General features: G+C 62.5%; 29 protein-coding genes and 2 riboswitches. Of the genes, 9 read left to right on the top strand and 20 right to left on the bottom strand.

What is annotated here, in order from left to right; translation table 11 throughout:
• Positions 1-73 precede the first annotated feature (73 nt).
• Genes P0M12_RS19705 through P0M12_RS19695 form a run of 3 tightly spaced genes read right to left on the bottom strand, consistent with a single transcriptional unit; the run spans position 74 to position 1,625 of the window.
• Positions 74-421 (bottom strand): DUF202 domain-containing protein, encoded by a 348-nt coding sequence (locus tag P0M12_RS19705; protein ID WP_003944317.1) that lies wholly within the window; start codon positions 419-421, stop codon positions 74-76.
• The gene (locus P0M12_RS19700; RefSeq protein ID WP_003944375.1) at positions 418-891 is read right to left on the bottom strand and encodes an RDD family protein; all 474 of its coding nucleotides are present in this window, start codon (positions 889-891) and stop codon (positions 418-420) included. The genes P0M12_RS19705 and P0M12_RS19700 overlap by 4 nt, the downstream gene beginning before the upstream one ends.
• Complete coding sequence (locus tag P0M12_RS19695) at positions 891-1,625, bottom strand: hypothetical protein (RefSeq protein WP_003944326.1); 735 nt, start codon at positions 1,623-1,625, stop codon at positions 891-893. The genes P0M12_RS19700 and P0M12_RS19695 overlap by 1 nt, the downstream gene beginning before the upstream one ends.
• Before the next feature lie 115 nt (positions 1,626-1,740).
• Here P0M12_RS19695 and P0M12_RS19690 point away from each other — a divergent pair, with 115 nt between their 5' ends.
• Positions 1,741-2,682, top strand: a complete 942-nt coding sequence (locus P0M12_RS19690) for an alpha/beta hydrolase family protein (protein WP_003944347.1) — start codon at positions 1,741-1,743, stop codon at positions 2,680-2,682.
• 30 nt (positions 2,683-2,712) lie between these two features.
• Here the strand turns inward: P0M12_RS19690 and P0M12_RS19685 are convergent, their stop codons facing one another.
• The 15 genes from P0M12_RS19685 to P0M12_RS19620 all read right to left on the bottom strand — a co-directional run bounded on the left by P0M12_RS19685 (position 2,713) and on the right by P0M12_RS19620 (position 17,538).
• Positions 2,713-3,078, bottom strand: a complete 366-nt coding sequence (locus P0M12_RS19685; RefSeq protein ID WP_075832552.1) for a nucleoside deaminase — start codon at positions 3,076-3,078, stop codon at positions 2,713-2,715.
• Positions 3,079-3,106: 28 nt separating this feature from the next.
• Complete coding sequence (locus P0M12_RS19680) at positions 3,107-4,249, bottom strand: LLM class flavin-dependent oxidoreductase (protein WP_063314815.1); 1,143 nt, start codon at positions 4,247-4,249, stop codon at positions 3,107-3,109.
• The gene (locus tag P0M12_RS19675) at positions 4,246-5,070 is read right to left on the bottom strand and encodes a DUF1684 domain-containing protein (protein WP_042925888.1); all 825 of its coding nucleotides are present in this window, start codon (positions 5,068-5,070) and stop codon (positions 4,246-4,248) included. Before P0M12_RS19675 ends, P0M12_RS19680 begins: the two co-directional genes overlap by 4 nt.
• On the bottom strand, positions 5,067-6,437 hold the full coding sequence (locus P0M12_RS19670) for an NtaA/DmoA family FMN-dependent monooxygenase (protein WP_058038522.1): 1,371 nt from the start codon (positions 6,435-6,437) through the stop codon (positions 5,067-5,069). The genes P0M12_RS19675 and P0M12_RS19670 overlap by 4 nt, the downstream gene beginning before the upstream one ends.
• Before the next feature lie 24 nt (positions 6,438-6,461).
• Positions 6,462-7,580: an LLM class flavin-dependent oxidoreductase gene (locus P0M12_RS19665; protein ID WP_058038523.1), complete on the bottom strand. Its 1,119-nt coding sequence runs from the start codon at positions 7,578-7,580 to the stop codon at positions 6,462-6,464.
• Positions 7,567-9,189 (bottom strand): ABC transporter ATP-binding protein, encoded by a 1,623-nt coding sequence (locus tag P0M12_RS19660; RefSeq protein WP_277376730.1) that lies wholly within the window; start codon positions 9,187-9,189, stop codon positions 7,567-7,569. Before P0M12_RS19660 ends, P0M12_RS19665 begins: the two co-directional genes overlap by 14 nt.
• Positions 9,186-10,076, bottom strand: a complete 891-nt coding sequence (locus tag P0M12_RS19655) for an ABC transporter permease (RefSeq protein ID WP_007726838.1) — start codon at positions 10,074-10,076, stop codon at positions 9,186-9,188. The genes P0M12_RS19660 and P0M12_RS19655 overlap by 4 nt, the downstream gene beginning before the upstream one ends.
• Entirely contained in the window at positions 10,069-11,067 is a 999-nt protein-coding gene (locus tag P0M12_RS19650) for an ABC transporter permease (RefSeq protein ID WP_003944382.1), read from the bottom strand. Before P0M12_RS19650 ends, P0M12_RS19655 begins: the two co-directional genes overlap by 8 nt.
• 2 nt (positions 11,068-11,069) lie before the next feature.
• Positions 11,070-12,707 (bottom strand): ABC transporter substrate-binding protein, encoded by a 1,638-nt coding sequence (locus P0M12_RS19645; protein WP_277376729.1) that lies wholly within the window; start codon positions 12,705-12,707, stop codon positions 11,070-11,072.
• Positions 12,708-12,846: 139 nt separating this feature from the next.
• Entirely contained in the window at positions 12,847-12,936 is a 90-nt protein-coding gene (locus P0M12_RS30430; protein ID WP_310504006.1) for a putative leader peptide, read from the bottom strand.
• 8 nt (positions 12,937-12,944) lie between these two features.
• Positions 12,945-13,039: riboswitch (SAM riboswitch) on the bottom strand.
• Positions 13,040-13,056: 17 nt separating this feature from the next.
• A complete protein-coding gene (locus P0M12_RS19640; protein WP_054826010.1) occupies positions 13,057-13,647 on the bottom strand; it encodes a GNAT family N-acetyltransferase in 591 nt (196 codons plus the stop codon).
• 8 nt (positions 13,648-13,655) lie between these two features.
• Positions 13,656-14,765 carry an FAD-dependent oxidoreductase gene (locus tag P0M12_RS19635; RefSeq protein WP_277376728.1) on the bottom strand — a complete coding sequence of 370 codons (1,110 nt, stop codon included), beginning with the start codon at positions 14,763-14,765 and terminating at the stop codon, positions 13,656-13,658.
• 10 nt (positions 14,766-14,775) lie between these two features.
• A complete protein-coding gene (locus P0M12_RS19630) occupies positions 14,776-15,747 on the bottom strand; it encodes an ABC transporter substrate-binding protein (protein ID WP_007726832.1) in 972 nt (323 codons plus the stop codon).
• A 34-nt stretch (positions 15,748-15,781) separates the two neighbouring features.
• The gene (locus P0M12_RS19625) at positions 15,782-16,540 is read right to left on the bottom strand and encodes an amino acid ABC transporter ATP-binding protein (RefSeq protein ID WP_269456395.1); all 759 of its coding nucleotides are present in this window, start codon (positions 16,538-16,540) and stop codon (positions 15,782-15,784) included.
• Positions 16,541-16,563: 23 nt separating this feature from the next.
• A complete protein-coding gene (locus P0M12_RS19620; protein ID WP_003944440.1) occupies positions 16,564-17,538 on the bottom strand; it encodes an amino acid ABC transporter permease in 975 nt (324 codons plus the stop codon).
• Between the two features lie 195 nt (positions 17,539-17,733).
• A riboswitch (SAM riboswitch) is annotated at positions 17,734-17,828 on the bottom strand.
• Positions 17,829-18,027: 199 nt separating this feature from the next.
• Here P0M12_RS19620 and P0M12_RS19615 point away from each other — a divergent pair.
• From P0M12_RS19615 to P0M12_RS19580, 8 genes are all read left to right on the top strand, one after another.
• Positions 18,028-18,795 (top strand): sulfite exporter TauE/SafE family protein, encoded by a 768-nt coding sequence (locus P0M12_RS19615; protein ID WP_234552041.1) that lies wholly within the window; start codon positions 18,028-18,030, stop codon positions 18,793-18,795.
• 37 nt (positions 18,796-18,832) lie between these two features.
• Complete coding sequence (locus P0M12_RS19610) at positions 18,833-19,648, top strand: HAD-IIA family hydrolase (RefSeq protein WP_003944345.1); 816 nt, start codon at positions 18,833-18,835, stop codon at positions 19,646-19,648.
• 290 nt (positions 19,649-19,938) lie between these two features.
• The gene (locus tag P0M12_RS19605) at positions 19,939-20,496 is read left to right on the top strand and encodes an alternate-type signal peptide domain-containing protein (RefSeq protein WP_205907599.1); all 558 of its coding nucleotides are present in this window, start codon (positions 19,939-19,941) and stop codon (positions 20,494-20,496) included.
• A gap of 4 nt (positions 20,497-20,500) precedes the next feature.
• Positions 20,501-21,070, top strand: a complete 570-nt coding sequence (locus tag P0M12_RS19600) for a hypothetical protein (RefSeq protein WP_047269468.1) — start codon at positions 20,501-20,503, stop codon at positions 21,068-21,070.
• Entirely contained in the window at positions 21,067-21,711 is a 645-nt protein-coding gene (locus tag P0M12_RS19595) for a signal peptidase I (RefSeq protein WP_214514580.1), read from the top strand. Before P0M12_RS19600 ends, P0M12_RS19595 begins: the two co-directional genes overlap by 4 nt.
• Positions 21,695-22,297 carry a SipW-dependent-type signal peptide-containing protein gene (locus P0M12_RS19590; RefSeq protein WP_218694945.1) on the top strand — a complete coding sequence of 201 codons (603 nt, stop codon included), beginning with the start codon at positions 21,695-21,697 and terminating at the stop codon, positions 22,295-22,297. The genes P0M12_RS19595 and P0M12_RS19590 overlap by 17 nt, the downstream gene beginning before the upstream one ends.
• Positions 22,298-22,302: 5 nt before the next feature.
• Positions 22,303-23,904 (top strand): hypothetical protein, encoded by a 1,602-nt coding sequence (locus P0M12_RS19585; RefSeq protein WP_277376727.1) that lies wholly within the window; start codon positions 22,303-22,305, stop codon positions 23,902-23,904.
• A complete protein-coding gene (locus P0M12_RS19580) occupies positions 23,904-24,500 on the top strand; it encodes an alternate-type signal peptide domain-containing protein (protein WP_047269470.1) in 597 nt (198 codons plus the stop codon). Before P0M12_RS19585 ends, P0M12_RS19580 begins: the two co-directional genes overlap by 1 nt.
• A gap of 43 nt (positions 24,501-24,543) precedes the next feature.
• Here P0M12_RS19580 and P0M12_RS19575 read toward each other — a convergent pair whose 3' ends face one another.
• Both P0M12_RS19575 and P0M12_RS19570 read right to left on the bottom strand, forming a co-directional pair.
• The gene (locus tag P0M12_RS19575) at positions 24,544-25,767 is read right to left on the bottom strand and encodes an O-succinylhomoserine sulfhydrylase (protein WP_172403504.1); all 1,224 of its coding nucleotides are present in this window, start codon (positions 25,765-25,767) and stop codon (positions 24,544-24,546) included.
• Entirely contained in the window at positions 25,764-26,192 is a 429-nt protein-coding gene (locus P0M12_RS19570) for a rhodanese-like domain-containing protein (RefSeq protein ID WP_277377929.1), read from the bottom strand. Before P0M12_RS19570 ends, P0M12_RS19575 begins: the two co-directional genes overlap by 4 nt.
• Positions 26,193-26,212 lie beyond the last annotated feature (20 nt).

The raw sequence follows: 26,212 nt of genomic DNA, 5'->3' as shown, positions 1-26,212 counted from the left end.
TTCGTTTACTTCTCTGACATGCTTCACGTTCTTTGCAGACTATCCAGACACCGCTGGGACTTCTCTGCGTATCTCAGCGAGCGAGGCTGGTGACCACCGTTGCCACGCCGGCTGCGACGGCAACCCCGGCCAGTGCCAGTGCAAACAGCCACAATGCGTGCGGTTCCGGCATCGCCGCTCCGTCCTCGAGCGCCTTCTTCACCTGTAGCCAGCGTCGCATACCTACCAGTGCGGCTGCCGCCGCGAGTGCGATAAGGGTCAGACCGAGAGTCGTGCGAACCCACCCGGTACTCCATTCCGGTACCAACTGGACGACGGCGATGCCTCCGGCCAGCAGGGCGAGTGAGCTACGCATCCAGGCGAGGAAGGTGCGCTCGCTGGCAAGGGTGAAGCGCTCGTCCGGGCGGTTCGGTTCACTCATGCGTGCTCACCTCCGTGCGGTGCCACCAGATCCGGGTCCTGACGCCAGTCGTAGACGACCTCGGTGCGCAGAACGATGTCCTGCAACGAACGTCGTCGTCGATCGACCGCCGACCACAGCAATCCGAAGGCGAAGAGCACGCAGAGCACCGCACGGATGAAGGCCAACGGCCAGCGCACGAGGCGATGCCCGGACGTGATCACCCGCAGCCCCATCACGAGGGACCCGACGGTCCGACCGGTGGTCGCCCAGCAGGCGGTCAGATACGCCACCGAGACACCGAGAAATGCCGTCGTGGACAGGAAGATTCCCGGTTCCGAGAAAGTGAAACTCTGTGGCGAGAAGAGCAGTCGGACGAAGGCGAAGCCCACGTACACGGAACCCATCAGGAGCAGGACGACGCCCAGATCGATCAGTCCGGCGAGTCCACGGGTGACGATGCCGGCTGGGCCGGAACTCTCCTGGGCCACTAGCGTTCGCCTGCGTTCGTCTTCGGATCGGTCTCTGTCGACGGTTTTTCTGGTGACGGTTTATCTGATGACGGTGCGTTGTCGCGGCCGAAGAGTCGCCCGACGAAGCCGGCGACAGCGTCGTCCGCCTGCATGCCCTGCACTCGAGCTCCGTGCACGGCTTCCGTGGAGAGTGAACCGGTCGATTCACGAATCATCTGGGGCAGGTCGACGCCCTCGATGACCTGGTCGGCGATCTTGACGAGGTCGATGCGGTTGACCTGGCGTTCGAGGTCGACCGTGTCGACTATCCCGTCGAGATCGAGGCGATCGATCACCGCTTTGACGTCGAGGCGGCTTGCGATCTCGTCCACGTCGACCCGGTCGATGATCGGTTCGAGCGAGACCCGTTCGGCAATCTTGTCCACGTCGATGTTCTCGGCGATCTTGTCGATGTCCACGTGGTCGACGACGATCTTGGTGATGTCGACTTCGGACAGAGCAGCGTCGACGACAGCTTTGATCACCGTCCGCAAGGTCGAGTCGGCGAACTCCACGGTCGAGTGCATCGCTTCCGTGCCGCGAGTGGTGACCTGGGTGATCGCGCCGTCGAGTGCGTCACCGACGACAGGGATCCGCTGCACGGAATCAAGTGCGAGACCAGCGGTTCTGCGCGCCGCACCAGCCGTGATCGCGGCCAGCCCGAAGGCCAGCCGAATCACGTCGGATTCGGGGTGGTGCGACTGCGATCCCACGCAATTGTCTCCATCTTCTTATACGACTGTTACCCGGACATTCGTCACTCCTCTTCGCATTGTGCCACTGTTGGAAGGCACAAATACGCTGTCCGGCTTGCGCCTGGGGGGAAATATGAAGACACGTCGTTTCACGGTTCGGCTGACGATGGCGGTGGCCATGGCCGCCGGCTTTCTCGGCCTCAGCGCGCCGACCGCGAGCGCGGATTCCGTGGTCAGTCGCATCGACGTCTACTCCCCCTCGATGGACCGCTGGATCGCCAACGACGTGATTTCGCCGGCCGGAGGAGGCCCGGCCCCGACCTTCTATCTGTTGACCGGTGTCGGCGGCGGCGAGGACGGGATCTCGTGGTTCAACAACACCGGAGTTCGTGACTTCTTCGACGACAAACACGTCAACGTGGTCATGCCGGTCGGCGGCAAGTTCAGCATGTACACCGACTGGAACGCCGACGATCCGGTGCTGGGCCGTAACAAGTGGCAGACGTACCTCACCAAGGAACTACCGGCGGCGGTCAACGCTCGGTACAACACGACCGGTGTCAACGCACTCGGTGGTGTGTCGATGGCCGGCGGACCGGTTCTGGACCTCGCGATCCAGTCGCCGGGCACCTACCGCGCAGTCGGCTCGTACAGCGGCTGTCCGCGCGCCGGCGACCCGCTCGGCCAGGCAGCGGTGCGCTCGATGGTCGAGATACTCGGCGGCGGCAACGCGGCCAACATGTGGGGGCCGTGGGGTAGCCCGCAGTGGGCGGCGCACGACCCGTTGATCAACGCCGAGAAACTGCGTGGCACAGCGCTGTTCATCTCGACCGGCAACGGCCTCCCCGGCCCGGTGGACGGAATCAACTCGCTGGCGATGGCCGCCGGCGTCGTTCCCGGCGCGGTCCTCGAAGGCATCACCAACATGTGCACCGCTGCCCTGCAGGGGCGATTCGGTCAGCTCGGCATTCCCGCGACGTTCAGCTTCCGACCCGAAGGCACCCACACCTGGGGGCTCTTCGAAGCCGACATGCGCGCGTCGTGGCCGATGATCGCGGGCGCTATCGGGGCGTGAGCCTCACGGCCCTCCTTACAAGCCATGGCGTCAGGTGAGACTGCGCGCCCAGTCCCGCATCCCGGCGGGGCCAGTGCCGGTGGCGTATTCAGCGAACCACACCCGGGTCACGCCGAGCGTGATCGCGGCACCCATACACATGAGACATGGTTCGAGATTGACCGCCAATGTCAATTCACCGGACGCTCGAGTGAATCCGAGAGCCTCGTCGGCCTGCAAGAGCGCTTGAAGGTCCGCATGGACTACCCGTCGGCCGAGTGCCCGTTCTTGCGTATACGCCCGCCCGAGCACACGGTCGTCGTCGAACACGACTGCGCCGATCGGCATCTCCCCGAGCTCCATGCCCTCACGCGCTACGTCAAGAGCAACCGCAAGGGCATCTCGAGGTGAAAACATCACTCGACACTAATGGACCAAGGCAAACTCACGCTGCCAGTAGTGCGGGTAGTCCCCATTCCTTGGCAAGCAGCTCGTACGAGCGCAGACGATCCTCGTGCCGATGGGTCACCCCGGTGATTACCAATTCGTCCGCTCCGGTGAGCTTCTGCAAACTGTCGAGCCTGTCGGCGACGGTAGACGGTGAACCGACGAACTGCGTGATCAGCCGATCCTCCACCACTGCTTTGTCGGCGTCGGAAAGTGGGAGCGCTGTCGCGGGATCGGGGTACGGGATGGCGCCGTGTCCGCTGCGAATGCTGTGCGTCCAGTGCCCGAACGTAGACGCCAACTCTCTCGCCGTCGCATCGTCTTCCGCAGCAACAACATCCGCGGAGACGACGACATACGGCTCCGACAGGACTGCCGACGGTCGGAATGCTGCACGGTATGCCTCGACGGCATCGAGCGTACTCGAGGGCGCCACATGGTAATTCGCACCGAACGGCAATCCGAGTCGTCCGGCGAGCTCGGCACTGGGGCCCGCACTGCTTCCGAACACCCACAGTTCGACGTCGGCATTCTCGCCGGGACTGGCGTGCAATTCGATGCCGTCGCGGGTTCTGTAGGTACCGTTCAGGAGCGAGCGTATGTCGTCGACCTGCTGCTTGAAATCGGGCGCCTGCGCGCCCGGAAACGCCAATGCCTCGAACGACGCCTGCAACCGCGGTGACGTGAGAAGACCGGTTGGATCGAAGGGTGCCGGGATCACGACGCCGTCGCGTACGACGTTCTCTCGCTTCGATTCTGCCGGCGCAGGCGTTCCGGCAGCGACGGCGCGAAGTGCCTCCACCCGACGCTGTCCGCTGCGCCCGATACCGAGATCGATACGACCCGGATACAACGCTTCGACGGTACCGAAGGCCTCGACCACCTGAGCCGCCGTGTTGTTGCCCAGCAGCACGGCGGCCGAGCCGACACGAATGGTGTTGGTGGCGGCCGCGATCAGCCCGACAAGCACTGCTGGCGACGAAGAGGCAACACCGACGAAGTGGTGTTCGGCGACCCAGTAACGCTTGTATCCCCACGCTTCGGCAGAACGAGCGAGGTCCAGCGAGTTCCGCAAAGCCTGGCGGGCCGTTCCGCCCTCACTGATCGGCGAGAGGTCGAGTACGGACAGCGGCGCGCTCACCTCGGTCCGCTTTCGGAGCGGGTGTCCGGTGTCTTCTCGCCGGCTTCCACCGCGAACGCCAGGCGGTTCTCGGCGGGGGCCACCGGGCACGTCGCGTAATCGGTGAACGCGCAGGGCAGGTTCGACGCCCGATTGAAATCGAGGACTACCGCGCCACCGGGTTCAGGTGCGCTCACGTGCAGCGAGCGTGCGGCCGGGTAGGTGGACACACCACTGGTCGCGTCGGTGAACAGGATGTGAAAGCCGTTGTCCTTGCCCGCGAACGCAATCAGCGTATACGTTGCACCGTCGTGTTCGAAGCTGATGGTTCCTAGGGCGTCGTGATGATGCTCGAGGCGCTCGACGACCGCACCTGTCGTCACCGTGCGAGCCTCCTCGAAGGCTGTGAAGACACCCTCGATGCGCCACTGCGGGTTCGGCTCGAAGGTCGGGATACCACTGAATTGCGCCAATGCCGGGGCCGACGAATCGTGGATCCGCAGAGCGACCTCGCCGGTGCGGCGGATGACCTCGACCAACCGCGCGCCCTGCTTGACGATCAGTCCCGGCGCCCCCTCGATCGGATTCAGAGTGGCCGAACCGTCCACTGCGACGCCGTCGATCGAGAGGTCGTCTGCGGGCGTCGCGGTGACGACAACGGCATTCGCGTCGGCGCGCCATGCACCGGGCAGGTCCGCGAAGGTGGAATCGGTGTCCACCAGCCAATGCAACGCAGTCAGGCTCAGCCAGCCGAGGGGTTCGCCGAAGGTGGCGTCGCGCGAGGCGTGCCAGGCATTCCAATCGCCGGTGAAGGTGCTGGTGGAAGTGTCGGTAACGGTCATGATGCGCGGACTCCTTCAGCCTGCTCGTGCGGGTGACGCAGCCCGAGATGGCTGCGCAGGGTGGTTCCTGAGTACTCGGTCCGGAAACTGCCGCGGTCCTGTAGTTCCGGTACGACGGTGTCGATGAACTCGTCGAGGCCCGCGGGGGTGATGTGGGGAACGAGGATGAATCCGTCGCTTGCGTCGCCCTGGACGTAGCTGTCGATCTCGGCAGCGACCTCGGCGGCGCTACCCACGAACTGTTGGCGGGCAGTCACTTCGATGATGAGTTCACGGATGCTGAGGTTTTCGGCCTCGGCCTTGGCACGCCACTGATCTGCGACCGCTCGCGGATCCTTGACGTGGCGGACGCGTCCGCGGGTGATGTTGACGTCGTCCGACGGATCTTCCTTCGGCAACGGGCCGTCGGCGTCGTACTGGGAAAGGTCTCTGCCCCAAACCTGTTCGAGAAAAGCGATGGCAGTCTGGGGTCCGACCTGCTGCCGCCGGATGTGATACGCCTTCTCCTGTGCGTCCGCGGCGTTGTCACCGAGCACGAAGGTGGCGGCGGGGAGAATCTTGAGGTCTGCGTGCGTGCGTCCGTACTTGGCCAGGCGTCCCTTCACGTCGGCGTAGAACGCCTTGCCTGCTTCGAGCGTTCCGTGCCCGGTGAAGATCGCGTCCGCCTTGGCGGCGCCGAACTCGCGTCCTTCGTCGGAATCACCTGCCTGCAACAGAACTGGGTGCCCTTGGGGACTCCGAGGAACTTCGAAGCGTCCGGTGATATCGAACTGCTTACCGGCGTGGTGGAACTGACCGACCTGCTGGTCGGTGGCAAAAACGCCGCGCTCACGGTCGACGATCGGACGATCGATGCTCCAACTGTCCCACAGCGTCCGTACTGCGTCGACCAACTCGTTTGCGCGTGCGTACCGCTCGGAATGCTCCAGATAGCCACCGCGGCGGAAGTTCTCGCCGGTGAAGGCGTCCGAGGAGGTGACCAGGTTCCAGGCGGCGCGGCCGTCGGAGAGATGATCGAGCGTCGAGAACTGCTTGGCCAACTCGTACGGCTCGTTGAACGTGGTGTTGATCGTCCCGGCCAGGCCGAGATGCGTTGTCACACCGGCAACCGCGTTGAGAATACTGAACGTATCCGGGCGGCCGACCACGTCGAGGTCGTGAATCTTGCCCTGATGCTCGCGCAGGCGCAACCCTTCTGCGAGGAAGAAGAAGTCGAACAATCCGCGTTCGGCACTGCGGGCGAGATGCTCGAACGAGCTGAACTCGATCTGGCTCTTGGACGCCGGATCGGTCCACACCGTGGTGTTGTTCACGCCGGGGAAGTGAGCACCCAGGTGAACTTGCTTGCGAATCCTGTTCTGTGTCATCGGTGTTCCTGTTCTTTGCTCGCGCTACGCGAACTGATTGACGGGCAACTCGAAACCCAACCGCTCGCGCAGCGTCGGGCCGGTAGTCGGTCGCGGATTGAGAGTCGGCACCACGTCCGCCGCGATCTTCTCCACTGCGGCAGCCAAAGCCAAGGGACGCAGGACAACACCGTCGACCCCGGCCAGCCCACCGATCTCGCGAAGGAGGACAGTCAGGCCGGCACTGTCACCGCGATAGAACAGCGAGTGCGGGGCGTACGGCGCTCCCGCCCATTCCTCGAGTTCCGCCAGAGCGTCGTCGGCGGCTCCGCGATCAGCGCCGAGAAGCACGTCGACGTCGAGGAGAACCCTGACGCTGCGCCCGAGGGCGGCGGCACTCGCGTGGACCAGCTTGGCCGTAGTTTTGGCCTCGGCGAGATCGGTTGCCGAGATCCGAATCAGATCTCCGCGCGCAACCGCGAGTTCGCGTGCCTCCGGCCTGCTCGCGTCGACGGCGATCAGCGGCTGCCCCTGCGGGGAGCGCGGCGTGATGGACGGGCCCTTGACGGAAAAGTTCTTTCCCTCGAAGTCGATGTAGTGCAGCTTGTCCCGATCGATGAATCGTCCGCTCGCAGCGTCCCGTATCTCGGCGTCGTCCTCCCAGCTGTCCCACAGCCGACTGACCACCTCGACAGCCTCGGACGCTTCCTCCCACGCAGACTCAGGACCCTGCACTGTCTTTCGGCCGAACAACGCCGCCTGCTCGGCGGTGTCGGACACCGCGACCTGCCAACCGGCCCGCCCAGCAGACGAGTAGTCGATACTCGCGACGGCCTTGGAAATGTGGAACGGCTCGGTGTGCGTGACTGTCGCAGTGGGGATCAGACCGATACGCGAGGTCACAGCACTCAGCCGCGCCGCAGTTGCCACCGCCTCCAATCTCCCGCGCACTGCGTGCCGGCCTTCGGATTGCAGTCCGAACGAGTCAGGGAGGAACGCCAGATCCACCCCACCCCGATCCGCGGCGGTCACCAGGTCCACCCAGTACGAGGGCGTGAACAGATCTTCGGCGCGCGAATCCTCGCGTCGCCAGGAGTACGGATGAGCTCCGGTTCCCTCGAATTCGAGGCCGACCAGGAATGCTCCGGAACTACGCTCGGACATGTTCGGCCTTTCGTGTCGAATGATCCCGCCCGGGGATCGCGTCGAGAAGTGTGCGTGTGTACTCGTTTCGGGGATTGTCGAAAATCTCGGTGGTAGTGCCGATTTCGAGCAATCGCCCGGACTGCATGACGCCGACGACGTCGCTGATCTGGCGAACAACCGCAAGATCGTGGGAGATGAAGAGATAGGTCAGGCCCAGTTCGCGCTGCAACTCGTCGAGTAGCGCCAGAATCTGCGCTTGCACCGAGACGTCGAGAGCGGACACAGGTTCGTCGAGAACGAGCAGGTCCGGCTTCAACGCGAGCGCACGAGCGATCGCCACCCGTTGACGCTGGCCGCCCGAGAGTTCGGCCGGTTTGCGGCTCAGAAACTGCTCGGGAAGTGCAACCTGATCGAGCAACTCTGCCGCACGAGTCTGCTGCTGGCTGCGTCCACCAACCTTGAAGGCCCGCAGCGGCTCCGCAACGATGTCCTGGACGGACAATTTCGGGTCTAGTGATGCATAGGGGTTCTGGTACACGAGCTGGATCTTTCGGCGCAGCTCGCGCAGATCGCTGCCCTTGACCTTCGTGATGTCGTGTCCGTCGAAGGAGATGGTGCCGGCATCCGCCTGCTCCAACCGCACGGCGATGCGCGCCGTGGTCGACTTGCCGGAGCCCGACTCCCCCACCAGCGACACCGTCTGACCCCTCGGAACAGTCAGCGACACTTCGTTCACCGCGGTGATCGAACTCCCGCGTCCGACGTTGAAGTGCTTGGTGATTCCCGTCAGGGTCAGCAGCGGGCTGGTGTCCTGGCGGACCGGGCGAACGACTGGTCCCGAGGACAGGCTCGGCGCAGAGCTCAGAAGTTTCTTCGTGTACTCGTCTCGCGGGTTGTCCAGAATATCTGCGGTGCGGCCGGATTCGACGATCCTGCCGCCCTGCATCACCAGGATCCGGTCCGCGCGGTCTGCGGCCACACCCAGGTCGTGCGTGATCAGGAGCACGGCGGCACCGGATTCGGCAATCCGCTCGTCGAGATGGTCGAGAATGCGCCGTTGAACCGTGACGTCCAGAGCACTGGTCGGCTCGTCGGCGATTACGAGGGCCGGGTTCGCGACAAGCGCGATACCGATCAGAACGCGTTGCCGCATACCGCCGGAGAGCTCGTGCGGGTACTGGCGTGCTCGGATTTCCGGCCGGTCGATACCCGCGCGCTCGAGCACCTCGACGGCGTCCAACCGGGCTTTGCGACGGTCTGCGAGGCCGTGGATCCGGAGGACTTCTGCAACCTGGTCGCCGATCCTCGTCACCGGGTTGAGCGAGGTCGTCGGATCCTGCGGCACCAAACCGATACGCGCGCCGCGGATTCGCTGCCACGCACGGTCGGAATACGAGTCGATCTGTTCACCCTCGAACTCGACGGTCCCGCCGGTGACGTGGCCACTGCCGGCGAGCAGACCCAATATCGCGTGGGCCGTGGTCGACTTACCGGAACCCGATTCCCCGACCACCGCAACTACTTCGCCCCGACCGACGGTGAAGCTCACGCCGGATACCGCGGGCTCGGCGCCGTAGGCGATCTGTAAGTCGGTGACGGAAAGCAACTGTTCCTCGGTCGTGCTCATCGCCGGTTGTTCCTTTCGATCTCGTGGCCGATACGGTGTGCCGAGATGACCACGGCGACAATCGCGAGACCGGGAAGTGTGGTCATCCACCAGGCATTGGCGAGGAAATTACGTCCCTCGGATACCAGCGATCCCCATTCCGGGGTAGGCGGAACGGCGCCGAATCCCAAGAAGCTCAGAGCCGACACCGCCAGTACTGCCTGCCCGAACTCGACAGCGGACAGCGCGACCACCGGCGCGTAGGAGTTGGGAAGCACGTGCCGACGCAGGACACCGAGCCACTGCACACCCGAACTGAACGCGGCCTCGACGTACTGAGCTCCGCGCACCCGCATCACTTCGGCACGCATCACTCGCGCGAAATTGGCGACCATACTGACGCCGACAGCAATGGCGACGTTGATGGTGCCGAAGCCGAGTGCGGTCACCAGTGCCAACGAGAGCAGCAGCGCCGGAATGGACAGCAGCACGTCGACGATGCGCATCAGCACGGCGTCGACGACGCCACCGACAAAGCCCGCGAGCAAACCGATTATCGATCCCGCCACCAATGCGATTCCGACCGCCACCAAGGTTGCGGTCAGGGACAGCGCGGCGCCGTGCACGAACCGTGTGTACAGGTCACGACCGAGATTGTCGGTTCCGAACCAGTGAGCCAGGCTCGGGCCCTGCAGTTTGTCCGCCGGGACACCGGACAACGGATCGCCGCTGGCAAAGAATCCGGGTGCGACGGCAAAGCCGATGGCAAGCAACACGATCAACACCGGAATCACCAAGCCTGGCTTTCGGATCCAGCCGATGGCCGTGGACTTTCGGCGCGAAACAACAGGTGCCTTCGCCTCGACGCTCGGATCGAGGAGTAGGGGTTCGATCAATGTGTCAGACATGAGCCGGCTCCAGATCGGTCGAGCTTTCGGTATTCGACTTTTCGGTGTGACTCTTCTTCGTCTGGATGATCCGTGGATCTATCAAGGGGTAGAAGAGGTCGACCGCGAGGTTGACGAGCACGAACACGAGAGAGGCGAACACAACGACTCCCTGCACCACCGGGATGTCCTGCGCCATCACCGACGTCTGTGTCAGACGGCCGACGCCCGCGCGGGAGAACACCGTTTCCACAACCACCGAGCCCGCCAGCAGCGTGCCGACCAGCACACCGGCAATGGTGAATGCCGGAATGCTCGCCAGTCGCAACGCGTGACGGGTCTGCACGCGCCAACGGCTTGCGCCCTTGGCGTACGCAGTCTCCACGTGCGGCGAACGTAGCGTCGACTGCAGGCTGGTCGTGAGCACCTGCGCGATCACCGCGCCGGTCGGGATCGCCAAGGTGATCGCCGGAAGAATCACCGTTGCGAATCCCTTGTCTCCGAATGCCGGGAAGATGTGCAGACGGAACGAGAAGAGTTGCAGAAGAATCAGGCCCACCCAGAAAGTGGGCACTGCCACACCCAGCGGCGGCAGCGAGAACAACAGATTCGCGAGCCACCGCTTGCGGGTGTAGGTAGCGAAGAACGCGATCGCCACTCCGAACAACACGGCCAGAACCAAAGCGGTGGTTGCCAAGACCAGAGTGCTCGGCAGCGCCGAGAAGATGGCATCCGTCACCGACTGACCGGTGGAGATGGACGTACCGAAATCGCCGCGAAGAGCATTCGTCAGCGACGTCCAGTACTGCACCCACACCGACTGGTCCAAGCCGTACCGTGCCCGAAGCTGATCGAGCGCAGCCTGATCCACTGCAACACCCTGACCGGACGAGTCGGCAGCCATGCTGACGGGATCACTCGGCAGGAGGAACAGAATCACGAACGAGATGGTGAAGGCGGCCCACAGAACCACTGCGGCCTGGCCCAGTCGGGTGAGTACGTATCGAGTCATGATTACTTACCCGACAACCATGCGTCGTAGAACTGCAGGCGCGAGGAGGCTTCGAAGTTCAGGTCCTGCACACTCGATCCGGCGCCGATGGCCTGCGAGAGCTCGATGGTGGGGATGGAGAGTCCACGGTCGAGGATCAATTCCTGTGCGGTGGATACCAGTTCGCCGCGTTGGCCGTTGTCCGTGGCTGCAAGCTGGTCTGTGAGTACATTGTCGAGCTCCGGATCTGCGCCGCGACGGTTCAGGTTGCGGCCTTCGGTGCTGAACGATGCCCGCAAGATGTCGGCGTCCGCGCGAGTGCTGTTGTAATACAGCGAATCGTAATCACCCGATACTCCCTTCTCGGTCCATTCACCGTTCGAGACCAAGTTGAGCTGCAGGTCGACGCCGACCTTCTTGAGCTGCTGCTGCACGAGCTCGAGGATGGCCTGGTTACCCGAGAACACCGGACTGAAGGTGACGCTGAAAGTGAGCTTCTGCCCGTCCTTCTCGCGGATACCGTCGCTGCCGGTCTTCCAACCAGCCGCGTCGAGGAGTTTCGCCGACTTGTCGGCGTCGTACGTCACGACACTGGATTCGTCGCTGTAGAGCGGAGTGGTGTGAGCCAGCGGGCTCGTGGCCGGGAAGAACGACGGATCCAGAACGGTGTCGACGAGTTCTTGGCGGTTGATCGCGGGAATGATGGCCTGACGAACAGCCTGATCAGCGAGAACGCCGCGACTGACGTTGGGCTGGAAGAAGAAGCTCACACCCGGGTTCGGCCTTGTGAGGATTCGTCCACCCGCGCCCTCGATTTGCGGCGCATCCTGCGGAAGCGCATCGCTGACCGCATCGAGCTGGCCGGAGGCCACGCTGCCCGCCCGCACACCGGATTCGGGAACCACCGTGAAGTCGACGCCATCGAGGTACGCCTCGCCCTGATGCGCGACCGCATCCGAGGCCCAGTTGTATCCCGCACGCTTGGCGATCTTGACGCTCTTGTCCTGCTGCCAGTCGGTGTACACGAACGGTCCGGAGGCGATCACCGCTGCACCGGGGCAGCGCTGCTCGGATGCCAGCGCGGTGGTGGAATCGGCGAGGATTCCGAGCTGTGGCGTCGAAGTTGCTTGCAGGAACTGAACATTGGGTCCGGAGAAATTGATCTTCGCCGTGTGAGCATCTACGACGTCGGTACCGGTGTACGAGGACAGGTAACTCTTCGCCAACGACGCGTTCGGTCCCAGGTTCTTGACCGAGTCGAAGGTCTTCTTCACCGAATCCGCCGTCACCGGTGTGCCGTCACTGAAGGTGGCGTCGTCGCGAAGGACGAACGTGAAGCTAGCGGCGTCGGGGCTGATCTCCCAACTCTTGGCGAGCCACGGGGTGATCTCTCCGGTGTCGGGATTTTGATCGGTAAGCGAATCCACCACTGTCCGAGTGACATACACGGTCTGGTTACTGCCGGCCTGGGCCGGATCGGCGCACGTCGGCGCCTGCGACAGACCGTAGCGAAGGGTTCCGCCGGACTGGGCGGGGCCTGCGTCGGCAGCACTGTCACTCCCGCTGCTGCAGGCGGCGAGGACGGTGCCGAGAACCGAGACAGCACCGATACCGGCGATTACGGTCGCGCGTTTGCGGGCACCGAATGAGGGCGAAGACACCAAGAACTCCTAAAGAGGCATGCCGAAGAGCGCACCCGTCGCCTGAGACGAAAAAGGCGATCGAGCACGAATCACTTGTGAGAGAAGAGAAAACAGACTTGTCGACGACTCGCCTGAGTGTGAATGACTGACCGAGAGGTCAGTTGGTACAGAAAGATCCCGCGGTGCGGCACAGGTCTACGTGACGACGCGACCAGGCGGTATCGAAACCGCCTTCGACTGCCTTCATTTCGTGTTCCTCCATCGGTCCTGGCGGTAGCACCCGCACCCGCTCACTCGGGGGGTTGCTGCGACTTCAATGAGCCAGGTCTCTCGGTCGCTCTGGATGGTCGTTCGCAAGTGTACGAGGTCAAACCCGGGTGTTGTCAACCCGGTCGGTAGGAATTGCTGCTCGAGTCACATTTTCGAGCACCCGAAGTTGTTTCTCGAACGGGTGGACGCCCACCTCTTCGGGCGAGAGTGAAGCGTCGTAAAGCGGTGTGTATCCACTGGACAGATACAGCGCGACGGCCTCCGGCTGCCGAGGACCCGTCGTGAGAAACACACGGTTGTATCCACGAAGTTCGATCTCTCGTTCCAACTCGCGAACGACGGCCTTGCCGAGGCCGCGCTTCCGATAGTCGACCGACGTCCAGATTCTCTTCAGTTCGGCAGTGGTGGAATCGAATTGACGAAACGCACCACCGGCGATCGGCAGACCGTCGTGGGTGAGCACCAGAAGCGCACCCTGCGGGTAGGCAAATTCTTCTGCCGGATACGTCGTGAGATCCTCGAGCATCGCTTCGCGAGTCCCGCCGTAACGCGAACTGTATTCGAGTGCCAACTCCGCGATCAGTGGAGCTGCCAAGGGATCGTCCTGCGATACCGAATAGACCTCTACCGCTCCGACACCCTCGAGCTGCCGAGTTCCGAGCTCCAGTGCCACAACACTTTCCTCCATGAATCTGGTCAACGCTCCCCCAGCCTGAAAACTTCCGGAGCGAGGGTGGTTCCGTCGACGAGGTCCGCCACAAGTTCACCCAAGGCCGGACCGAACTTGAACCCATGCCCCGAGAACCCCGCCGCCACTGTGACGGCGCCGACTCGGTCGATGACGAAGTTACTGTCCGGCGTGCTCGTGTACAGGCAGGTGAGCGACTCGACACGGGTGGTGTCGACACCGGGTAACCACGACTCGGCGTACTCCACCAATCGCTGCTCTCCGTCGACACCAGGGGTGTAGTCACGGGTCTGCGGAGTCACCACCGGCCCGGTCGCGTGTTCGCCGATCTTGATCCCGTCCTCGGAACCGAGCCCGTAGATCCCCGCGGTCTCCAATTCTGCGCCGGTGTGGTGAACGAAACTCGGCCACTCGACTCCGGGATCGAGCGGTGCAAAGTGGGCCGGTTGTTCCTGTGTCGTGCGCAGCGTCGGCAAGACGATCTCGGAGCCGAGACCGCTGTCTGCGATCAGATCTGCAGTCCACGCACCGGCCGCGATCACGACCTGACGAGCTGCGAGCGTTCCACTGTCCGTCACCACGTCCACGCCGTAGGACGCTCGCGCGAGTGCCAACACCCGAACATCGTGACGGACCTCGGCACCGGCAAACACCGCTCCCGCCTTCAGGGCGGTCACTGCGCGGTCCGCGTGCAACCGGCCTGCGTCGGGATGATGGAGCACCGTGGTGTCGAATCGCAGCCCCGGCCAACGGGCGGACGCCTCGGCAGGAGTGAGGATCTCACCCTTGATGCCCGCCTCGAGAAGTATCTTCGCCTTGGACTGCACTGCCTGCGGCAGGCCGTGATCGACGGCACCGGTGAGTTCCAGGAACCCGATGTCCGTCGTGGTCTCCAACTCCCGCCACAGCGGCAGCGCGCCGGCCGCCAAACCTGTGTACAGGTGATTGTCGTACGCCTGCCGATAGATGCGCGAAGTACCGTGCGACGCACCGTGCTTGTGCCCCGGCCCGAACTGTTCCAGCTGAACGACGCTACGTCCGCGTGCCGCGAGCCGCCAGGCGGCGGAGGACCCGACGAGTCCTCCGCCGATGACGATCACATCGAAAATCTCACTCATGGACGAGAGCTCACTTGGTCTTCGGAAGGCCGGGCGGGTTGATCAGGGACGTGTCGACGGCTTCGCTGGTGATGTTCCAGCGCTCGAGGATCTGCTGGTACGTGCCGTTCTCGATCGTGTGGTTGATCGCGTCGTTGATCGCCTTGATCAGGCCGTTGTCCTTCTTCACCAGCACCGCGATCTGCCCCTGCAGGGTGTCGCCGGCCCCGGAGAACTCACCGACAACCTCGGTCTCCCCCGACTGCTTGGCGTGGAACTGCGACGACGGGTTCGGGCCGAAGTAGGCGTCGATCCGGCCGGACTGCAGCGGGAGGTAGTAGTCGGTGGTGTTCTGGTAGTAGGAGATGTCGGTAGGCGCCAGGCCGGCCGCGACGTTCTGCTCACTCCACTTGACCAGCAGCGCTTCCTGATTGGTGCCCGAGGAGACGGCGATCTTCTTGCCCGCGACGTCCTTGGGTTCCTTGATGGAGATTCCGGCACCCTTCTTGGCTTCGAAGGCGAGGGTGTCGAGACGGTAGGTCGCGAAGTCGTACTTCTCCTTACGCTCCTCTGTGACAGTCACATTGGAGAGGAAGGCGTCGGCCTCACCGGAGTCGATCCGGACGAAGTTCTGTGCCCAATCTGCTGTCTGCAGGTCGACCTTCAAGCCGAGAACGTCACCGATCAGATAGGCGAAGTCGGTCTCGGAACCGATGAGGGTGGTGTCGTCGTCGGCGTAGAAACGGAGCGGCGGAGCGGAACCGGCACTACCGGTGACGCGCAGCGTGCCACGATCGCGGATGTCCTGAGGTAGCTCGGCGGCGATTGAATCCACCTTGTCGGTGGTGATGCGGTTCTGATCGGCCGTGAGGTTGTAACCCGCAGCAGCGGTGACCTGGGCGCCGTCGGACTCGGCGTCCGCGCTGCTGCATGCAGCGCTGAGCAATCCGACGGTGGCAAGCGCCGAGATCAGAAAAGTCGCGCGACGGGATGTGGAGAACATCAATTTTTCCTTCCGGGAATGAGTCTGGGTCGCGTCAGAGGACGCGGGAGAGAAAGGCTTTGGTCCGTTCGTGGACCGGATTGTCGATCACCTGCGAAGGCGGGCCCTGTTCGACGATGACGCCGCCGTCCATGAAGACCGCAGTGTCCGCCACTTCCCGAGCAAATCCGACCTCGTGTGTGACGATCACCAAGGTGGCGCCGTCACGGGCCAGCTGAGCCAGGACTTCGAGAACCTCGCCCACCAGTTCCGGGTCGAGCGCCGACGTCGGCTCGTCGAAGAGAATGACCGCCGGCCGCAGTGCCAGCGCTCGCGCTATCGCGACGCGCTGTTGCTGGCCACCGGAGAGTTGGCGGGGATACTCGTCCGCCTTGTCCCCCACTCCCACTCGCTCGAGCAGTGCGCGGGCCTCGCGGTACACCTCGTCACGATCACGCTTCTGGGCCGAGAGCGGCGCTTCCACCACGTTTTCCAACGCGGTCAGGTGCGGAAACAGGTTGAAGTTCTGGAACACGAATCCGATGTGCGAACGCTGTTTCAGGATCTCGCGGTCACGCAGTTCGTGGAGCCGATTTCCCTTGCGCCGGTACCCGATCAGTTCTCCGTCGATCCGTACGGTCCCGCGGTCGACCTTCTCGAGGTGATTGAGGGTGCGCAGCAAGGTGGACTTACCGGAACCCGACGGACCGAGAATGACGGTCACTTCGCCCTTGCGGACCAGGAGATCAACGCCGGCAAGTACTTCCAGCGTGCCGAAGGACTTGTGAATTCCGCGTGCTTCGACGGCGTACACCGTATCTTCGGCCAGTTCTGCGGTCATCGGGTCGCACCTCTCGGAATATCGAGACGCGCATCGCGAATCTCTTCGAACTTCTTGCGCGCCTTCTGTACCGGAGTCAACGGAAGAGCACGGGCGGATCCTCGTGCATAGTGGCGCTCCACGTAGTACTGACCGATCGAGAGCAACGTCGTGAGGATGATGTACCAGATCGTGGCGACCATCAGCAGGGGCACGACTCGTCCGTTGCGGCCGAAGATGACCTGCACCTGGTAGAACAGTTCGGCGATTGCCATGGTGGAGACGATCGACGTTCCCTTGAAGAGTCCGATGACCTCGTTGGCGGCGTTGGGGAGGATCGCCCGCATTGCCTGCGGGAGAACGATCTTGAAGAACTGGCGACTGCGCGGAATACCGAGCGAGTGAGCAGCTTCGATCTGACCGTGATCCACCGAGATGATTCCGGAGCGAATGATCTCGGCCGAGTATGCAGCCTGGTGCAGCGCCAAACCGATGACTGCTGCGGTGAATCCGCCGATCACACCGCTGACCTGGAAGGTGAAGAACTCGGGACCGAAAGGTATTCCGAGAGAAAGCGTCTGGTACAGGTATGTGATGTTGAACCAGAAGAGCAGCTGCACGATGAGTGGAATCGAGCGGAAGGCCCAGATGTAGGTCCAAGCGATCACCTGCAGGACCGGGTTTTTCGACAACCGACCGAGTGCCAGGAAAACACCGAGACCGAATCCGAGGATCGTCCCCCACAGCGTCAGTTTGATCGTCATCCACAGCGCGGCGAGCACTGATTTCGCGGTGAAGTACTGCGCGAAGGTCGGCCAGTCCCAGCCGGGGTTGACGACGAGTCCGTGGATGAACTGAGCAAGCAGGACCAGCACGACCGCACTGATCACCCAGCGCAGCGGGTGCCAGGTGCGAGCGACGACAAGCTCCGAGTCGGGAAGTTGCGACTCGGACACCGACTTTTCGGGGCGGACATCGGTGGGCGCGCTCACGGCGCGCTACCTGACGGAGTGGACATCACGAATAGACCTTTCGGGGAAATGGGAACGCAGCTGTGTCCTCGAGTTGGTGCGCTCGAGTTGCGAAGACGACGAGAGTTCGGTCAGCGACAGTGACACGAAGCGGTGCGGCACAGATCGATGTGACGTCGCTTGTGCGCAGCGTGCGAAGTGGTAACCATGTGATGCCTTCCATCGGTCCTGGCGGTAGCACCCGCTCCCGATCACTCGGGGGGTTGCTGCGACGTCGACGAGCCAGGTCTCTCGGTCGCTCTGGATGGTGAGCAAAGACTAGACGCGAAATGTCGAGTCGTCAAATGTTGTATTTCCCTGCACTGCAAGGGAAATGAAGGGTCCACGATGTTGAAATCGCATTGATTCCAACGGTGTCCGCAGCCGCGTTCGGCGTGTTGAATGGAGCGTTCGAATGAAGACCGGGACCGCCGTCCGGACTGACTTTTCCTCTGCCGTACCGTCTGCGGAGTGAGTGGACTCGACGCTTTCTTCATCTTGTTGGCCGGTATCGGCGCGGGCGCGATCAACGCCGTGGTCGGCAGTGGAACGCTGATCACGTTTCCCACCCTGGTCGCCTTCGGCATGCCGCCCGTGACCGCAACCATGTCCAACGCGGTCGGGCTCGTCGCCGGCGGAGTTTCGGGTACCTGGGGCTACCGACGTGAGCTGTCCGGACAGTGGGACCGACTGAAGTGGCAGATTCCGGCGTCACTCGCCGGTGCACTACTCGGTTCGTGGTTGCTCATGCATCTACCCGAGAAACTGTTCGAGACCATCGTTCCGGTGCTGCTGGTCCTCGCTCTCGTGCTCGTCCTCCTCCAACCACGCATCCAGGCGTGGGCCAAGAAGCGTTCCACCGAAGAAACGACGCTGTCCACCAAGAGGCTGATGCTCCTGACCGCCGGCACTTTTGCAGTCGGCATCTACGGCGGGTACTTCACTGCCGCGCAGGGCATCCTTCTCATCGGTGTGATGGGTGCCATCCTCCCGGAAACCCTCCAGCGCATGAACGGCGCGAAGAACCTGCTGTCGCTGCTCGTCAACATCGTTGCAGCAGGGATGTACATCACTCTGGCATTCGATCAGATCAATTGGGCAGCAGCCGGTTTGATCGCCGTCGGCTCACTCGGTGGTGGCGTCCTCGGCGCCCGCTACGGACGGCGCCTGTCCCCCACTGCATTGCGCTACACGATTGTCGTCGTCGGCCTGATCGGACTGTGGCGCCTTCTCGCTTGACCGCCCACATCGGGCGCCACCCGCACATACTGGAGTAATGACCAGTACAGAAGATCAGACCGGTTGGACCTACCTCATGGACATGGACGGGGTTCTCGTCCACGAGGAGCACTTGATACCTGGAGCGGACACGTTCCTGGCAGAGCTGGCGTCGAACGACATCCCGTACATGGTGCTCACCAACAACTCCATCCGCACCCCGCGTGACCTGCGAGCACGCCTGCTCAATTCGGGACTCGACATCCCGGAGAAGTCGATTTGGACGTCAGCGCTCGCAACCGCGACGTTCCTGGCCAACCAGCGGCCGGGCGGCAGCGCCTACGTGGTCGGCGAATCGGGCCTGACCACTGCCCTGCACGACATCGGTTACGTTCTGACGGACAGCGACCCCGACTACGTCGTCCTCGGCGAGACGCGAACGTACTCCTTCGAAGCGATCACCACCGCTATTCGCCTGGTCGAGCGTGGATCGCGGTTCATCGCCACCAACCCGGACGCCACCGGGCCGTCGCGTGACGGCTCGCTGCCGGCCACCGGCTCGGTCGCCGCTCTCATCACCAAGGCGACCGGACGCGATCCCTACTACGTCGGCAAGCCCAACGCCTTGATGATGCGCTCAGCCCTGCGGTCCATCGGCGCTCATTCCGCCAATACGTTGATGATCGGTGATCGCATGGATACCGACATCGTCTGTGGCCTCGAAGCCGGACTGCAGACGATTCTGGTGATGACCGGGATCTCGACCCGCGCGTCGGTAGAGCTCTATCCCTACCGTCCGACCATCGTCCTCGAGTCGGTCGCTGATCTTGTGGGAACAACAACCGATCCATTCCGTAGCAACACAAACAATTGATTCAAATTGCAAAACAAAACCGAAACTCGGTAATTAACTGGTAAAAAACAGCAGATTTGCCAGGTTCCGACTCGTCCGCTTTGTCCAACTGAACAAACCAACGGTTTTATTCGTACCAAACTTACAAACGAGTAGTTAGACGCAGGTCAAAGATCATTTCGACACCGAGTGACAGTTGGACTCCAGTCGTAAAATTGATTTTTCGAAAAGTGGTAACGAATCGTTTGCCGTGTCTGATACTCATGTCTGAATGGCCCCATTTCGGGTCCCAGACATGAAATGAGATTTTCATGAAGAAGCAGACCAAGGGTGCGATCGCTGCTGCGGCGGCCGGTGCCCTCCTCCTCGGCGGTGCCGGCTCGCTCGCAGTCTGGAGCGATTCGGCCGACGTCAGTGGCGGCGGGCCCGTCACGTCCGGCGCCCTCGACCTGAGCTCTTGCGCACCGGTCGGCGGGGGTTGGAACTCCCTCAACCCGACGAAGACCGCGATCACCAACATTTCGGCCTACCGCGTCGTCACGACCGAAAGCATCGAATACACCTGCGACGTCACTGTGACCGCAGTGGGCGATCGTCTCGCGGCTGTTCTGACCGCTGATACGGCCGGAATCGTTCCGGGTGCGAACAGCGCCGAGCTTGCCGCTGCTGTCGTGCCCGTGACGACAATCAAGGACACTGGTGGCAACCCGATTTCGCAGATCACCAAAGCCCAGAACGGAACGATCGTCCACGTCGGAGTCCGGCTGAACTTCAACGAGGTGGCCAATCAGGTCGCGCAGAACCAGTCGCTGAACTTGTCGGCGATGAAGTTGGTCGTCACTCAGACAGCACTGACACCGGCCCCGTAATTTCATGAGGAAAAAGGTCTGGGGAGCGATCGCAGTCGCGGTGGCTGCTGTAGCGGTGTTCGCATCGTCGCAGCAGTCGCTCGCGCTGTGGTCCGATTCGGCGAGCGCGAATGGCGGTACGGCGACAGCCGCCAGCGTCAACCTCACGGTTGGTACATCTGCCGGAACCAGTGCGGCGTACACCCTGGCGAACTTGACGACGGCCGCGACGCCCGTTGTCCCGGGAAACACGGTGCAAGCACCGCTCACCGTCAAGAATTCGGGGGCTGATCCTCTGCGGTGGCGAATGCAGTCGACGACCACGCCACTTCCGGGATTCACGTTGACCACGTACGGCGTCGACAACGAAGGCGCCTGCCCGACCGGCGTGAACACGGCAGCTCCTGCGGTTCCATCCCTGATGTCAGCACCGATGACCGCGTCGCTGCAGCACCCGGTTTCACCGGCGTACATGCCGGATCCGCTCGTGCCTGGCGGCACCTACGTCTTGTGTCTGCGGCTCGCGGTGGACTCTGGTGCGGTCTCCGGTCAAACGAACAAGGCCACCTTCACGTTCCAGGCAGGTCCGGTATGACAAAACACTCGACCAAACGCGGTGAACGTACCGGCCCTCTGTGGTGGGTCACCTCGATTGTCAGCTGGACACTGCTGCTGGCAATTTCGGCAGTCATCGTCGCAACGATTGTCGTTCCCTTCTTTGCCGGAGCACAGCGCTTCACGATTCTGACCGGTTCGATGCGCCCGACGTACAACCCTGGATCACTGGTAGTGGTCAAACCTGTCGATCCGTCCGAACTGGGGATCGGTACACCTATTACGTACCAGCTGGAATCGGGTCAGCCGACCGTCGTCACGCACCGGATCATCGCCACAAGTGAAAACCAGAAGGGTGAAAGAACTTTCATCACCCAGGGCGATGCGAACGGTGAGCCTGACGAGAAGGAAGTACGGCCGGTGCAGATCCGGGGAAAGGTCTGGTACAGCCTGCCTTATCTCGGTTACGTGAACACCTGGCTGACGGGAGAGCAGCGCACCGTGATCGTGGTGATAGTCGTGACCGCTCTACTGCTGTACGCGTCGTACATGATGATCAGCGGCATCCGTGACGGCCGGAAGGAGCGAGCTCGAGCCCGATTGGCTCCTGACCCTGCAACTTTCGCGCCCGCAGACTCCGCCCAGATCGAGAAAGGCCAGCACGATGCCCTCGCGCCCTGACCGTCCGGCCCATCGGATTCGTCACCTGTTGACCAGCACGCGTTTTCGCGCGCTGCTCGCGCTGGGGATGGTGCTTGGTGTCGGCGGAGTGACCACGCTCGCGGCCTGGACGTCTTCCGCCACGGCAACCTCGGGCAACATCACGACGGGTTCTATCAATCTGCAGTTGAACAGCACCGCCCAGCCCACCCTGACCAAGTCCCTGAATTTCAGTGAGCTTGGCAAGTCCGGAATGATTCCCGGTGATTCGAACACCGCTCTGATCAAGGTCAACAACCTGGGCACAGCGTCAACTGTCCCACTGAAGTACACGATCACGTCTACGAGTGATGGTGCGTTGACGACTTCTCTACGAATGACGGTTTCCTCCAACGGAACTGTTGCCAACAAGTGCACTGACGGCACCAACGTGGTGTCCTCGCTCGCGCTGACACTCACCGCGAATCAAGCCATCGGTAGCCCCGACCGCCCACTGGCGGTAGGGGCTACCGAGAATTTATGTGTCTCGGTGCAGCTTCCGACAACACCGACACCGCCGACGAACAGCACGTCGAACATCGTCCTGACCTTCACGGCAAAGGTGTGATGGCAATGGCTCGACACACGAAAAAACATGCAAAGGCCTCGATGCCGAACCGGGTACGGGAAGTCCTGCTCAGTCTGGGAGCCCTCGCAGGCTTGGTATCCCTCATCATTTTCATCGCCGGTCTGGCTTTCGGTATCACCCCGCTGATCTTTCGGAGTGGATCGATGTCACCCACGATCGATACCGGTGCTCTCGCATTCGCGCGCACCGTGCCTGCTTCGGAAGTGCTGGTCGGTGACATCGTCAGCGTCTCCGACAGCCAAGGCACGCGCATCACCCATCGTGTGGAATCAATAGATCAGCAGGGCAACAACCTTGCCGTCGCACAACTGCGTGGTGATGCAAATCCGATCGCCGATCCCGATCCCTACGTCATCACCGAAGCCGATCGCGTCTTCTTCAGCATCAACCGCCTCGGATACGTGGCAGTCTGGCTGTCCGGACCGAGTGGGCTTGTGCTTGGTGCGATTACCGTCGGAGGACTGCTGTACATCGCATTTCGCCCACGAAAAAGACCGGATGAAGGGGAACCCAGCCTGGATCGTCAGGACGCGCACGGCGATTCCCACGCCTTCAAGGCAATCGTCGCATTGGCAACGGTCGGCCTCACTGTTGTCGGTGCGTCCCAGATCGGTGGCACCAAGGCGGGGTACACCGACACAGCCACGGCAACAAGCATTCAGTTCGGCACTGCTGCAACCTTTCCCACGTCGCCAAGCACAGCCAGTTGCGCGGTGAATTTTGCGCTCGTTGTTCCGGTCGCGGTGACAATCACCTGGCCCGCGACTGTCGGAAGCTCATACCGTCTAATTGCCCGCGATAGCAACGGATCCTTGTTGGGATCGAATGACTACACCGCAACGTCTACTACAGGCTCCATGAGATACGGCTCGGGCGGTACAACAGTCGCGTTCCCGCTCATAGTCGGCACCTACAACATCGAAATCCATGGACTGAGCGGCACGTCGGTCACGCCGTCGTACTCCGGCTACCAATTCAGCATTCTCGTCGGCCTGCTCTACTCGTGTGGCGGTCCGATCAGCGGGACATCTGCTCTCAGTCGATCGGCAGCGCCGGCACTGGCGGCAGACGCTCCGAGCACTCCTACTACGGCCGTCACTTCCACGACCGCCTCATCCACCACGCCCACCACGACATTGGCGCCGGCTGTGACAACCACCAGCACAACTGCACCGTCGACAACCACCAGCACAACTGCACCGTCGACAACCACCTCGTCACCGGCTACAACTACGGCGCCCCAGACGACGACCGCTACAACGACAACGACAACGACAACGGTGCCACCAACTACGACCACCCCGAGCGAGGTTCCCGTCGACGCCCCGGCGACCACGACCGGTCTCAGCGCCCAGAAGCTCTCGACTGCCAGCGGAACGGTTGTGTCCGTGTCGAATTCATCGGGCGCTGAGGTATATCGAGGTCCCGTTGACAGCGACGCTGTACTGCATTGGCTCACCGGAACCGATCAGTTGTATGTGATCACCACTGGCGGCGTCACCGTCATCGACACGTCAACGGGAGTCTGGGCCGAATCTCCTGCCCCGAGCGAACTTCCGGACGAGATCAAGGCGCTGGTGCCGTGATGAGAAAGACAACGAAAGCTGCCATGGCAGTTGCCGCGGCCGGAGCCGTATTGCTCGGCGGTTCGGGCACATTGGCGAAGTGGACCGACAGTGCGACCCTGACAAGCGCCGCTGTCCAGTCCGGGACCCTGGATCTGGGAGCATGCGTGACCACGAGCGGCGGGGGCTGGTATTCGCAGGTCTACGTCAACGCGCCCACCAATCCGAATCCACTCGTATATATCCCGGACATCACTACCTACCGGCTCAAGCCCGGATTCAACTACACGTATTTCTGCGATTCGAAGGTGATGGCCACCGGCCCACGTCTGAAAGCGAACGTGACAGTCGACAAGACCAAGTTGAGCGGCGGGCTCGCAGCCGCCAACATCGACCTTCGCACGTACGTCACGGATCAGAGCAACAATCTGCTGTACGACAGCACAGCACCGACGCCGAACCTCATCGCGGTCACGTCGGCCCTGAACAACACCAATCTGACGGCGCAGGTGTTGTTCACGATCTACCCCACCGACACGACAAGCTCAGGTCTCACACTGAATACGACGGCGTTGACGATCGACGTCAAACAACTGGGTCTCACGCCCGCACCGTAGAACGCCTTGCCGTCGGAAGTTCGAGGCAAGGCGCTCCAGCGATTCAGCCGAGTGCTCGCTTCAGATCAGCCAACAGATCAGCCGTGTCTTCGAGCCCGACGGACAGACGGACAACGCCGTCTGTAAGACCCACTGCTGCACGGCCTTCCGGACCCATGGCCCGGTGCGTCGTCGTGGCGGGGTGAGTGATCAACGACTTGGAATCTCCCAAGTTGTTGGAGATGTCGATGACGCGCAGGCCGTTGAGAACCTCGAACGCCCGCTTCTTGCCCTCTCCGTCAGGCGCATCGAGCTCGAACGTGACAACCGTTCCGCCACCGCTCATCTGAGACTTCGCGAGCTCGTGCTGCGGATGCGACGTCAGGTACGGATACTTGACCCACTTGACGCCGGAGTGTCCTTCGAGGAATTCGGCGATCTCGAGTGCCGAAGCCACGGAGTGCCGAATACGGACCGGCATCGTCTCCAGGCCCTTGAGCAGAGTCCACGCATTGAATGGACTGAGCGCAGGACCGGTGTGCCGCATCAGTTCTCGGACGGGACCACTGATGTATTCCTCGGTTCCGAGAATCGCGCCACCGAGCACGCGCCCCTGACCGTCGATGTGCTTGGTGCCGGAGTACACAACGACGTCGGCGCCCAGATCGAGGCTGCGCTGCAGAAGCGGCGTCGCGAAGACGTTGTCCAGCACTACCTTTGCACCGGCTGCATGAGCAAGCTCCGACACCCGTCGAACGTCGACGAGAGATTGCATCGGGTTGGACGGCGTCTCGAAGAACACTGCCGTGGTAGGCACGGACAGCGCCTCTTCCCACTGCGCGTTGTCTTCACCGTCGACGAAGACGACCTCGACTCCCCAGCGCGGAAGAATCTCGTTGCACACGACGAAGCAGGATCCGAAGAGGCTGCGCGCAGCCACCAATCGGTCGCCGTTGGCCAACAGTGCGCCCAACGCCGTGAAGACTGCCGACATTCCGCTGGCAGTCGCAAAGCAGGCTTCTGCACCTTCGATGAGACGCAGGCGCTCTTCGAACATCTTGACCGTCGGGTTGCCGTAGCGGGAGTAGACAAAATGATCCACCTCGCCGGTGAAGGCTTGTTCGGCGGCTTCTGCACTCTCGTAGACGAATCCGGAGTTGAGGAACAGCGCTTCGGAAGTCTCCTCGAACCCGGTACGCATCAGTCCGCCGCGAACACCGAGAGTGCCGAGACCGACGTCGTCCGGCAGCGCCCGTTGAAATGCGCCACCCTGGGGAATTCCGCTCACTGCTGCCTCCACGGCAAGCCGATGGCCCGCCAACCTACAAGTCCGCGATGTCCGTCGGCACCCAATGCGCCTTCGAACCCGTCGAGCACGTTGTACGACGGGCCGATGCCCGCCGCAGTCGCAGCTTCCGCCGCACCGATGGAACGCTGTCCGGATCGACACAGGAAAATCACCGGACGCTCCGACCCGGAGGAATCAGCAGTGATGCCGGCTTCCTTCAACTGGTCGACGAAGTTGTCATTGCGCGCGCCGGTCGGGTGGCTCACCCATTCGATCAGTGCGGCCTGCTTGCCGAGGGAGGACACATCGGGGACACCGACGTACTTCCACTCCGCATCGGTCCGCACGTCGACCAGCACGGCGTCGGGGTTTTCGCGGAGCAGCTCCCAGGCGTGCTCCGGCGTCAGATCGCCTGCGTAACTCACGTAGTCCATGTTTTCACAAG

The organism is Rhodococcus sp. RCBS9 (assembly GCF_029457415.1).
GTDB lineage: Bacteria > Actinomycetota > Actinomycetes > Mycobacteriales > Mycobacteriaceae > Rhodococcus_F > Rhodococcus_F qingshengii.
This window is presented reverse-complemented; position numbering and strand designations above follow the sequence as displayed.